This window comes from Gemmatimonadaceae bacterium, assembly GCA_019752115.1.
Taxonomy (GTDB): domain Bacteria; phylum Gemmatimonadota; class Gemmatimonadetes; order Gemmatimonadales; family Gemmatimonadaceae; genus Gemmatimonas.
This window is the reverse complement of the sequence record JAIEMN010000078.1, coordinates 22,028-32,216: the sequence shown is the minus strand read 5'-3', so window position 1 is coordinate 32,216 and position 10,189 is coordinate 22,028. Positions and strand designations below refer to the sequence as shown.

Below are 10,189 nucleotides of genomic sequence, written 5' to 3'. Positions count from 1 at the left end.
CGCGTGGAGCTCAAAACATGGCCCAGTGTCACCCATCATCCCGGTCTCGGTGTCACCCATCATCCCGGTCTGAACAGCTCAGGTCTCACATCTCGGTGCTCACGGCTCGGTTCTCAGTTCTCAAAGGCCACAAAAAATCATCCGCTCACCGCGTCCAGAAGACGATGCTCCCGCACCCCGTGAACGCCACCTGAAACGCGGCCGGCCCCATGCCGGCCTGGTAGATCTCGATGCCCACGATGCGATCGGGGTTTACGAAGGTGTCGAGGGTGCTCGCGTCGATGTCGCGCAGGGCGGCGCCATTGAGGAAGACGGTGGGGATGCAGCGATCGAAGCCGATCGCGCCGGCGGTCTTCTGGAAGAAGAACTTGTTGCCGTCGTCGCCGTACTCGATGAGCACCCCGGCCATGCTGCGCAGGAGGTCGGAGGTGGTCAGGGCGGCGCGGGCGTCGATGTCCTTTTCCGTGTAGAAGCGCCCCACGCCGCTGCGCTGGCGGTCGCGGAAGCCCTTGAGATCGGCGTAGCGCCAGTAGGCGGCGCGGACCTTCACCGTCTCCAACACGCTCTTGGTGCTCGAAAGCGCGATGAGCGGGGCGTCAGCGTTGGGCAGCAGGTTCGTCGTGAGGCGAAGGGGGAAGTACCCCACGGCGCGCACCTCGAGGGTCCTGGTGCCAGCCGGGACCTCGGTAAGCGTCCACTCGCCCTTCTCGTTGGTGCGCGTGGAGGGGCCGTTTACCACAGTCACCTGTGCGTTGGCGAGCGGGTGGCCGTTGTCGGCGCGGACCACGGCGCCCCGCACCGTGGCGTCGCCCACGCGCAGACGACGGGTGCGCAGCACGGTGGAGTCGCCGGCGCGGATGGTGTCGCGCAGCTCGCGGACCCGTGAGGCGCCGAGCAGCAGTTCGCGGCGCTCCACCGGATCGCCGCTCATCTCGAACTCCACGGCATCGAGCGAGTCGTCGCCGGCGACCACGCGCAAGGCGACGTTGCCTGGTGCCGGCACGTCGCAGAAGGCGAACCACCCGTTGGCGCTACTCACCTGGGTGCGCTGCTGCAGGCGATTGCCCACACCCTGCTTATCGATGCGCAGCTCCATCCACGCGGCTTCGAGCAGCGCGCCCCCGACTGGCGCGCGATCGGACGCGCGGCGCACGAAGCCCAGCAGCATCGCCCCGCCGGTGCGGGTCGCCCCGCATACGCTCGCCCGCAGGCGCCGCGCCGATGGAATGGCCAGATCCGCCCGCACATCGCTGATGGCGCCGACCTCCACCCCGTGCACGGGGGGCTCGATGCCCAGCGAGTCGAGGGCGGGATGATGAAAGCCGACGGCGTAGCGCCCGACCGGGACGCCGGTAATGCGGTACTGGCCGAGCGAGTCGGACTCGACGGCGACGCCGAAGGGCTCGTTCGACTCCATTGCCACCAGCTGCACCAGCGCCTTGGGGAGTGGGCCGCCGCGTAGTGAGTCGCGGATCACCCCGCGCACCGTGCCGCGCTGCGCGACGCGCGCGGTGATGGCGCTGTCGCGACGGATGACGCCGCCCTGACCGAATGACAGCGACGGGGCGAGGAGGAGACCGGCCACCACCGCCGCCAACGGCAGGGAGCAGGAGGAAGGGGGCAGGGGGGAGAGGGCTGCTGGCATGTGCAGGGCGCCGCGGGAGGCTACGTTCAACCTATGCCGGATCGACTCGGGGGCCAGCGCGTGCGGCGAATGGGCGTCTGTGGCGCGGTGCTGTGGCTCGCGGCAGCACCGGCCGCCGCCGCGCAGAGCGCCCCGCCACCGGCCGCGCAGAACCCGTCGCCCATGGCGGACGCGACGCGGATCCACGCGCGGCTCGTGGAACGTCTCCCCGCCGGGCAGATGCGTACGCTCCCCGGCCCGGGGGACAAACCCATCGCGCTCTTTATTCCGGAACGGGCGGCGACGCGCACTGCGGTGGATCTCCTCATCCACTGGCATGGTGCCGGCTGGCTCCCCGCGCAGGCGGCGGCCGGTCTCACGCGCCCCACCGTATCGGCGGCTATGACGCTCGGCAGCGGCAGCGGCGTCTACGATCGCACGTACCGCGATCCGGCCCCATTCGACTCGCTGCTGGCGCAGATCACGCGTGAGCTGTCCGCAGCACGCGGCGCGCCGGTGCGGATCGACCGCATCTGGCTCAGTGGGTGGAGCGCGGGGCACGGCGCCATTCGGCGCATTCTGCTGGTGCCGCGGCACGTCGAGCGGATCAGCGGGGTGCTGCTCATCGACGGGATGCACACCTCGTACGTGCTCGAGGGGCAGGTCTTGGCGAGTGGTGGCGCGCTCGATACCACCAATCTGGTGGCCCTCACGGCGTTTGCCCGTGCGGCCACGCGTGGCGACCGGCGCATGATCGTCACTCACTCCGAGATCTTTCCCGGAACCTTCGCGAGTACGACCGAAACCGCCGAGTGGATGCTCGCGTCGCTTGGGGTGAAGCGGCGACCGGTGTTGCGATGGGGGCCACGCGGCATGCAGCAGCTGAGTGAAGCGCACGCCGGGCGATTCACGCTCATGGGCTTCGCCGGCAACAGCGCGCCCGATCATGTCGATCAGCTGCACGCACTCCCCGAGCTGCTGAAGCAGCTGGTGCGCTGAGCCGCGCAGGGCGGGGACGAGGCGCGGCGACATTTCGGCCGGTGCGGCGTATACTCCAGTATCCATCCCGCCTGGAGAGCTCATGGTGCGCTCGCGATTGCTGCTGGTGACTGCCCTGGCCCTGGGGGCGTGCGCCCCGCATGGCGCCCGTCCCCCGGCAGCCATGCCGGATGTGGCCGGCGAGGTGGCTGGCGCAGACGAACTCGCGCCGGATGACTCCGTGCCGAGTGTGGTGGTCCGTACCTTCCGCGGCTCGCCGTATGTCAACGTGCTCGCGTGGGCGGGCGACGATGCGCGCTACGGGCTGCGCTCGAGTCTGCGTGAAGACGGTACGATCGCGCGCGGGTTTCACTCGCTCTTCTTCAGTGCGTCGGTGCTGCGGCAGCTCACCATGCGCAACGGCGGGGACTGGAGCGTTTTCCCGCTGGGAAGCGATCAGGGGCGCGTCTTTGCCATCAGCGGCTGGTTCCGCGACGTCCATTCGTGCGAAGGGCACCTGGGGTGCACGCCCTTCGAGGTGGTGACGGCGCGCGTGGAGGATGAGCTGCTGCGGCGTAGCGCCACGACCGGTCTCGAGGTGCGGGTGCACGGCCGGAGCGCGAACGTGCGCACGGTGCTGACGCTGAGCCCGGCGGTCGTGACGGCGTATCTCGCGAAGTTCGACTCGGTGGCGGCGGCGCAGCGCGCGGCGGCACGCTAGGGCGGCGTCGTCAGGCCGCGGCCGTCGGCGTGGGCTAGATTCTGCGCATGCGTATTCGACACGGCCTGCTCTGCGTCGTGATCCTGGCCGCCTGCACAGGCGGCGAGCGATCGTCGGCACGTGATGGCGCACCGCCGCCGGCCAAGGCGCTCAAGCCCCCGGCCATCGGCGCGGCGGCGCCGGCGCTCACGCTCACGGATCTCGATGCCCGGCCGGTTTCGCTCGCGGCGCTGCGGGACACGGTGGTGGTGCTGAACGTGTGGGCGACGTGGTGCCAGCCGTGTCGCATGGAAACGCCGGAGCTGGTCGCGCTCAGCCGGCAGTTTGCCAATGCGCCGGTGCGATTCATCGGGGTGAGCGTCGACAGCTACGGTGCGGAACCGGAGATTCGCGAGTTCCTCAAGGAGTTCAGCGTCCCGTATGCGATCTGGCTCGATCCGCAGAAGGATGTGCAAGCGCAGTTCCTCACCATCGGTGTCCCCGAAACGTTCGTCATCGACCAGCAGGGCGTGATCCGCGCGCGGCAGATCGGCGGCTTTCGGACCGGCGACTCCACTCTCGTGACCGCCATCCGCGCGTCGCTCGCGCCCTGACATGTCGCCACATCTTCTGACTCGCGCCCTCCTCGTGGCGACCGTGTTCGCAGCGTCTCCACTCGCCGCTCAACAGCCCGTGTCGCTCGATGTCGCCGGCCGCAGCGGCGCCAATCCGTCGGTCACGGCGCTCGGCGATTTTGTCGCCGTAAGCTGGTCGGCGGCGGCGAGCGGGGCGATGGACGTGTATCTCGCGGTGAGTCGCGACGGCGGGCGTCGCTTTGGTGCCCCGGTGCAGGTGAATTCCGTGGCCGGTCAGGCGCGCGTCAGCGGCGAGATGCCGCCGCGGGTGGCGCTCGTGCCGCGCGCTGGCGCGAAGGAGCCCGACGTGCTGGTGGTGTGGACCGTCAAGACCGGCAACGATTGGCAGCTGCTGCAGGCCAGGTCCACCGATGGGGGGGCGCACTTTGGGGCTGCGTCCACGGTGACCGGCAGCGACGCGCCCGGCGCGCGGGGGTGGCAGGCGGTGGATGTCGATGCGCAGGGCAAGGTGCATGTCCTGTGGCTCGATCATCGCGACGCGGCGGCGGTGCCGATGACGCATCAGCACGACCCCAACGCGCCCAAGCCGGATCCGACCGAGCGCGCCAAGCTGTCGCGCCTCTATTTCGCGACGCTGGGCGGCAGCGCGAAGAGTGTCACCAGCAGCGTGTGCTACTGCTGCAAGACCGCGCTGGTGCATCACGGCGCGTGGACCTTTGCCGCGTGGCGCCAGGTGTATCCGGGGAGCATTCGCGACATCGCCTTCGCGGCCACGCGCGATGGCGGGCGCACCTTTACGGCGCCGGTCAAGATCAGCGACGATCAATGGCAGATCGATGGGTGCCCGGACAACGGGCCCTCGATCGCCGTCGATGCCAAGCAGCAGGTCCACGCGGTGTGGCCGACGGCGGACGCCGGAAGCGACGGGAAACAGCTGGCGCTGTTCTACGCGCGCTCGAGCAATGCCACGACCGCCAAGGCGCCCGCCTTCACGCCGCGGCGCAAGCTGCCCACGGCGGGGCTCGCGTCGCATCCGAGTGTGGTGATGGGCGCGGGCGATCGGCCGTTCGTGGTGTGGGACGAGGTTGTTGAGGGGCAGCGGCGACTAGCCGCGGCGCGCATCGACGCCGATCGCGTCACGCCGCTGGCCATTCCTGGCGGCGGCGCGCTCTTCTATCCGGCGATCGCGGCGGTGCCCGGCGGGGCGGTGGTGGCATGGGTCCAGCAGGGCGAGCGCGGGTCGAGCATCAGTGCGGTGCGCGTCGCCCCCTGAGTCCGCCAGACACACTGGCTGGCCGGCGGGAATTTTCGGTAGCTTTCCGACGTCTTCATTTCCGTGAGTGTCTGTCTATGCGACGTGTGCTGCTCTCGCTACTGCTGGCTGCCGGATGCGCCGGCGGTGCGACCACCGAACCGGCGGTCGCCACGTTATCCGTGCGCGTGCGCGATGACGGCGGCAAGGCGGCCGGCGTGAATCAGGTGCAGGTGACGACGCCCGATGGGGTCAGCACGACCTATCGCACGGCGGCCAATGGGCAGCTCACGGTGCGCCTGCGCGAAGCTGGCGCGGTCTCCATACGCGTGGTGCCTCGCGCCCAGTTTGTCGGGAGTACGCCAGGGCTGGCGCGCACCATCACCATCGACGAAGGGCGCACCGAAGTGATCGACGTGACGGTGTATCGTTTGGCCGGTGGCATCGACTACACGCCAACGGGTATCTGATGCGCATCGCCAAGCAGAGCGTGCTGGCCCTGGTGATCGCGGCGGTCTCCGTCGCGACCGCCACCGGATGTGGACTGGTCGACCCGGAGTATCAGTACTTCACGGTGGCCATCGACTCGGTGACCGGCCCCGACACCGTGATCGCGAAGAGCAGCTTCACGCAGCAGCTGTGGGGGCCGCTCAGCTCGAATGGCTGCGCCGAGGTGGATCGCATCTTCATTCGCCCCGGCGAAACGCAGTCGCAGATCCAGCTGCAAGGGCGGCGCAAGATCGGGGCGTGTGAGAACGAGCCCGCCAAGTATCTCAAGGCGTACGTCGTCACGCTCACCGCGCCGTCCACGCCGGGGCCCTACGCGGTGTCGGTCCTGCGGCCCGGCCCCACGCTCGTTCGCACCATCACGATCAAGTGAGGCGCGCGCGGCTCGCCGGCTCGCTCCTCGTGAGTGCGCTGGCCGTCGCCTGCGCGCGGGTGGTCCCGCGTGCCCCTGCCGCACGCATCACGCCGATCCTGGGCGACTGGCCGAGCGACGGGGCTCCGCCGCCATCGGTGCATGCATCCACGATGGCCGAGGTGAACAGCACGCTGACGGCGGCGTGGTTCGCCGGCGCCTACGAGAGCGCGAAGGACGTCGGGATCTGGTTCACGCGGTATGAGCGCGGGCGTTGGACGCCGCCGGTGGAGATCGCGACCGGTGGGCAGGCGGGCGGCGAGCGCTTTCCGACGTGGAACCCGGTGCTCGATGCGCCCGGTGGCCACCGGCTCGTCCTCTACTACAAGGTCGGCCCCAACCCGCGCGAGTGGTGGGGGATGGTGCGCGAGAGTGCCGATGGCGGCCGCACGTGGGGGGCGCCGCGTCGTTTGCCCGATGGCCTGCTGGGACCAATCAAGAACAAGCTCGTGCGGCTGCGTGATGGCACGCTGGTGAGTCCGTCGAGTACGGAGGCGCCCGACGCCGCGAATGCGTGGCGCGTGCACTTCGAGCGCTCCACCGATGGTGGGCGCACCTGGACGCAGGTGCTGCCGGCACCGTCCGCGCGCGAGGTTGATGCCATTCAGCCGACGGTGCTGGTCCATCGCGATGGCGCGTTGCAGGCGCTGGTGCGCACGCGCGGCCCGGGCGTGTTGTACGAGACCTGGAGCCGCGATGCCGGGCGCACGTGGAGCGCGCTCGCACCCACGGCGCTCCCCAATCCGAACTCCGGGATCGATGCCGTGACGCTACGCGATGGGCGACAGCTGCTGGTCTCGAACCCCGTTCGCGACGGGCGGACGCCGCTGGTGGTGAGTCTGTCGCGCGATGGGGTGACGTGGACGCCGATCGACACCCTCGAATCGGCGCCGGGGGAGTACTCGTATCCGGCGGTGATCCAGACGCGGGATGGGCTGGTGCACGTGAGCTATACGTGGCAGCGGAGACGGGTAAAGCATGTCGTACTACGTGTTCACTGAGCCCACGGTCAGCGAACGGGGCTTAGACGTGAGTAACCCCTGAGAGCTCAGGGGGAAGAACGTCAGGAGGAAGTGCTCAGGACAACAACTGCGGTCCTGATGCCCACTCCCTGAAATTCTTCCGCCTGAGCTCTCGGGGGTTACTCAACTCCGATGTCAGACACGCCGACATCAGACTCCCGGCGGCACCTCAATTGTCGGCGGCGCTCCACCCGCTGGCCGCGTCAGCATCGTCCCCGCCGGTGCGAACCCCGCCACAAACCCCCCGTGGCTCAAGAAGAACTGCCCATTCTCCACTCCTGCCCAGCGGTCGAGCCGCGCCTCCTTCCCCGTCGGATCATGTGTAAACGTCGCCTGCGTGAGCGCGCGCCATGAGCCATCGGCCAGCTGCACCCACTGATTGCCATAGCGCGCCTTCCGCCGCAGATCGCCCGTCGAGCCGCCGAAGTTTTCGCTGAACGCGTACAATCGCCGCAGATACCCGCCGTCCTTGGGCGCGCGGAAGCCGGCAATCAGCATCCACTGCTGCCGTTCGGGGTGATACCAATAGCCACGATACTCCGTGGCGGTGCCCACCGGCTTCGCGGTGACGAAGAAGCGCTGCACACTCCCCGTTTTCCACGGGTAGACGAGATGCGAGTGGCCGCCGGTGCCTTCGTTGCCGAACGCTTCGGCCACCACGCCCTCGCCCTTGCCGAGTAGCGACGTGCGGTTCTCTTCGGCGACGGTGCTGCGATTCATTGCCGTCTGCCCTTCGGCGGCGTCCCACACCGAGAAGATGATGCGGCGTTCGGTGGGCGAGTTCACTTGCATGCCGAAGTAGCCGCGCGCGAAGCCGGTGGCCATGTAGTAGGTCGTCACCGGATCGTCGACGGCGGTGACTTCGCTGTAGAAGCCGGTGATGGGCCACGTGCTGTCGGTGGGATAGCGCAGGTGCACGCTGGCGGCGTTGCGACGCGGCTCGCGGTTGGCGTGCGCGTCGGCGGCGGCTGGGCCGCGCAGGAGGAGCGCGTCGATGCTCGCGGGCGTGGGGGCGGCGGCGGTGAGCACGATTGCCACGTAGCCGGTGTCGCGGATGGTCACGGTGCCAAAGTCGATGACCGTCGTGTCGCCACGCGTGGCGCTGATGCGACCGGTGCGCGTATCGCGCCCCACGGTGATTTGCCAGCGGCCGGAGGCGCCGTGAGTCGCGACCTGCAGCTGCAGGTCGCCGGGGTGCCGCAGGAGCGCGTACCATTGGAGCGCGCGGCCGGGCTGGGTAAAGGGGGCGACCGGCCGCCGTGGCGAGATGGGCGCGCCGTCGGCGTCCGGGTGGAGATAGGCGGTGTAGGCCGGGACCACCAGCGCCGAGTCAGCGACGGGCGCGGCCGGTTGCGCGGCGGCCGATGTCGGGGCGAGCCGGGCCGCCGCGGCCAGCAGGAGCATCCAAAATCGCGTCATGCGCGAACTTAATGCGGGGAAACGGTTTATTCCCGTGGGGGCGGCGCGGTAGCTTCTTCCGGTCGCTCCATCGGTCACCCGGTCGGGTGGTGTCCTTCAGCGTGTGAACATGTCCCTCCGAATTTCCGGCGCCCTGCGCGCTGCCGCCGTGCTGGTGGCGTTTCTGCCTCTGCGCCTCTCGGCGCAGGCGGTGTCGTCGTCGCCCGCCGGGCTCTGGCACACCATCGATGACGCCACGGGGAAGCCGCGCGCGGAGATTCGCATCTCGGTCGCCGGCGATCAGCTCACGGGCACGGTGGTCCGGTCGCTCGTCCCGGGCGAAGAAGGGGACAAGCTGTGCGACAAATGCCCCGGCGCACGCCACAATCAGCCGCTGATCGGCATGGCCATTCTGACGGGTCTGCGGCGCGATCGCGAGAACCCGCTGCTCTGGACCGGCGGCGAGGTGCTCGACCCCGATGTGGGCAAGGTCTACAAGGCCAAGGTCGAGGTGGCCAGAGACGGCAAGTCACTCAAGATGCGCGGCTTTTTGGGGGTCGCGATGCTGGGACGCACGCAGGTCTGGAAACGCGCCGGCGAGTGACGCCGTAGGTTGAGGCATGCGCCTCCTCCTCAAGCTGCTCATCAATGCGGTCGCGCTCTGGTGCGCCGCGCAGTACATCGACGGCATCCGCTACACGGGCACGCTGCCAGGGCTTCTGGTGGTGGCGCTCATTTTTGGCACGGTGAATGTGCTGATCAAGCCGGTGCTGAAGCTCTTCGCGTTCCCGATCACGGTGCTCACGCTGGGGCTCTTTGCCCTCGTGATCAATGCGGGGATGCTGCTGCTTACGGCCAAGCTCGCCGCCGGGTACGGCTTTGGTGTGCGCGGCTTCGTGCCGGCACTGCTGGGCTCGATTCTGGTGAGTGTCGTGGGCGCTATTCTGGGTTTGCTGATTCCGGATAAGGACGACGACTGAGCGATCCGTTAGGCTTCGTATCATGCGTCGTCCTCTTCGATGGTTCGCGGTCGCCGGTGTGGCGATCATCTCGCTCGCTGCCTGTGGCAGTGACAGCCCGCTCCGCATTCAGCCGGGGCCGTCGCAGCTACGCGTGATCAACGCGTTTCCGTCCCCGGTCGATCTGGTGGTCGATGGGAGTCCGGTGGCGCTGGGCATTGCCGCCGGGACCGTGGCCCAGGTGGCGGTGAGCGACGGCGCCCATGCCGTCGCGCTGCGGAGTGGGACCACCACCACGGCCGCGCAGTCGGTGACGGCGGCGTTTGCGGCGCTCCCGACGATCGCCGGCATTCGCTCGGCATCGGGCGCGCTGACGACGACGGCGCTCGACGACACCAACAGTGTGGTGCCAGCGGGGGCGACGAAGCTGCGCGTGTTGCATCTCGCGGCCAACGCCGGTGAACTGCAGGTCTATCGCACCCAGCCCGATTTCGCGACGCCGGTGCGCTGGCAGTTTCCCTTCACCTATCAGACGAGCATCACGAGCCTCAGCGCCCCGTTCTACCAAAGCACGGTGGGCAACTGGGAGGTGCGCGTCTGGCAGACGCCCACCGACGCCACGGGATGGGGGACGAGTGTGGTGCGGGTGACGGTGACGCTGGGGAGTGGGGGGAAGCGGACGGTCGTCATCCTGGATGCGCCGGGGGGCGGGGTGCGGCTCGAGGTGTTGTGAGACGCGAG

At 69.1% G+C, this 10,189-nt stretch carries 12 protein-coding genes; 10 read left to right on the top strand and 2 right to left on the bottom strand.

The genetic code is table 11. From position 1 onward, the window contains the following. Positions 1-145: 145 nt before the first annotated feature. Positions 146-1,645, bottom strand: a complete 1,500-nt coding sequence (locus tag K2R93_21965; GenBank protein ID MBY0492518.1) for a carboxypeptidase regulatory-like domain-containing protein — start codon at positions 1,643-1,645, stop codon at positions 146-148. A gap of 33 nt (positions 1,646-1,678) precedes the next feature. Here K2R93_21965 and K2R93_21960 point away from each other — a divergent pair, with 33 nt between their 5' ends. From K2R93_21960 to K2R93_21930, 7 genes are all read left to right on the top strand, one after another. Continuing rightward, on the top strand, positions 1,679-2,623 hold the full coding sequence (locus tag K2R93_21960; GenBank protein ID MBY0492517.1) for a hypothetical protein: 945 nt from the start codon (positions 1,679-1,681) through the stop codon (positions 2,621-2,623). 82 nt (positions 2,624-2,705) lie between these two features. Beyond that, a complete protein-coding gene (locus tag K2R93_21955; GenBank protein MBY0492516.1) occupies positions 2,706-3,323 on the top strand; it encodes a hypothetical protein in 618 nt (205 codons plus the stop codon). A 47-nt stretch (positions 3,324-3,370) separates the two neighbouring features. Further along, positions 3,371-3,916 (top strand): TlpA family protein disulfide reductase, encoded by a 546-nt coding sequence (locus tag K2R93_21950; protein MBY0492515.1) that lies wholly within the window; start codon positions 3,371-3,373, stop codon positions 3,914-3,916. 1 nt (position 3,917) lies between these two features. Then, positions 3,918-5,171 carry a hypothetical protein gene (locus tag K2R93_21945; GenBank protein ID MBY0492514.1) on the top strand — a complete coding sequence of 418 codons (1,254 nt, stop codon included), beginning with the start codon at positions 3,918-3,920 and terminating at the stop codon, positions 5,169-5,171. A 77-nt stretch (positions 5,172-5,248) separates the two neighbouring features. Next, the gene (locus K2R93_21940; GenBank protein MBY0492513.1) at positions 5,249-5,620 is read left to right on the top strand and encodes a hypothetical protein; all 372 of its coding nucleotides are present in this window, start codon (positions 5,249-5,251) and stop codon (positions 5,618-5,620) included. Beyond that, positions 5,620-6,030 (top strand): hypothetical protein, encoded by a 411-nt coding sequence (locus K2R93_21935; protein MBY0492512.1) that lies wholly within the window; start codon positions 5,620-5,622, stop codon positions 6,028-6,030. Before K2R93_21940 ends, K2R93_21935 begins: the two co-directional genes overlap by 1 nt. After that, positions 6,027-7,070, top strand: a complete 1,044-nt coding sequence (locus K2R93_21930; GenBank protein ID MBY0492511.1) for an exo-alpha-sialidase — start codon at positions 6,027-6,029, stop codon at positions 7,068-7,070. The genes K2R93_21935 and K2R93_21930 overlap by 4 nt, the downstream gene beginning before the upstream one ends. 171 nt (positions 7,071-7,241) lie before the next feature. On the opposite strand, the gene K2R93_21925 is transcribed toward K2R93_21930, so the two are convergent. Next, a complete protein-coding gene (locus K2R93_21925; GenBank protein MBY0492510.1) occupies positions 7,242-8,510 on the bottom strand; it encodes a DUF3472 domain-containing protein in 1,269 nt (422 codons plus the stop codon). 109 nt (positions 8,511-8,619) lie between these two features. Between K2R93_21925 and K2R93_21920 the strand changes: the two genes are divergently transcribed. The 3 genes from K2R93_21920 to K2R93_21910 are packed head-to-tail and all read left to right on the top strand — an operon-like array spanning position 8,620 to position 10,181. Further along, positions 8,620-9,093, top strand: coding sequence for a DUF2147 domain-containing protein (locus K2R93_21920; protein MBY0492509.1), 474 nt, complete (start codon positions 8,620-8,622; stop codon positions 9,091-9,093). Positions 9,094-9,109: 16 nt separating this feature from the next. After that, entirely contained in the window at positions 9,110-9,469 is a 360-nt protein-coding gene (locus tag K2R93_21915) for a phage holin family protein (protein ID MBY0492508.1), read from the top strand. Positions 9,470-9,491: 22 nt separating this feature from the next. Next, entirely contained in the window at positions 9,492-10,181 is a 690-nt protein-coding gene (locus K2R93_21910) for a DUF4397 domain-containing protein (protein MBY0492507.1), read from the top strand. Positions 10,182-10,189 lie beyond the last annotated feature (8 nt).

Excerpts from the sequence above, each read along its gene's own strand:
- K2R93_21925 (MBY0492510.1), bottom strand. The coding sequence starts at position 8,510 with ATGACGCGATTTTGGATGCTCCTGCTGGCCGCGGCGGCCCGGCTCGCC.
- K2R93_21910 (MBY0492507.1), top strand. The coding sequence starts at position 9,492 with ATGCGTCGTCCTCTTCGATGGTTCGCGGTCGCCGGTGTGGCGATCATC.
- K2R93_21955 (MBY0492516.1), top strand. The coding sequence starts at position 2,706 with ATGGTGCGCTCGCGATTGCTGCTGGTGACTGCCCTGGCCCTGGGGGCG.
- K2R93_21965 (MBY0492518.1), bottom strand. The coding sequence starts at position 1,645 with ATGCCAGCAGCCCTCTCCCCCCTGCCCCCTTCCTCCTGCTCCCTGCCG.
- K2R93_21945 (MBY0492514.1), top strand. The coding sequence starts at position 3,918 with ATGTCGCCACATCTTCTGACTCGCGCCCTCCTCGTGGCGACCGTGTTC.
- K2R93_21935 (MBY0492512.1), top strand. The coding sequence starts at position 5,620 with ATGCGCATCGCCAAGCAGAGCGTGCTGGCCCTGGTGATCGCGGCGGTC.
- K2R93_21950 (MBY0492515.1), top strand. The coding sequence starts at position 3,371 with ATGCGTATTCGACACGGCCTGCTCTGCGTCGTGATCCTGGCCGCCTGC.
- K2R93_21920 (MBY0492509.1), top strand. The coding sequence starts at position 8,620 with ATGTCCCTCCGAATTTCCGGCGCCCTGCGCGCTGCCGCCGTGCTGGTG.
- K2R93_21915 (MBY0492508.1), top strand. The coding sequence starts at position 9,110 with ATGCGCCTCCTCCTCAAGCTGCTCATCAATGCGGTCGCGCTCTGGTGC.
- K2R93_21960 (MBY0492517.1), top strand. The coding sequence starts at position 1,679 with ATGCCGGATCGACTCGGGGGCCAGCGCGTGCGGCGAATGGGCGTCTGT.
- K2R93_21940 (MBY0492513.1), top strand. The coding sequence starts at position 5,249 with ATGCGACGTGTGCTGCTCTCGCTACTGCTGGCTGCCGGATGCGCCGGC.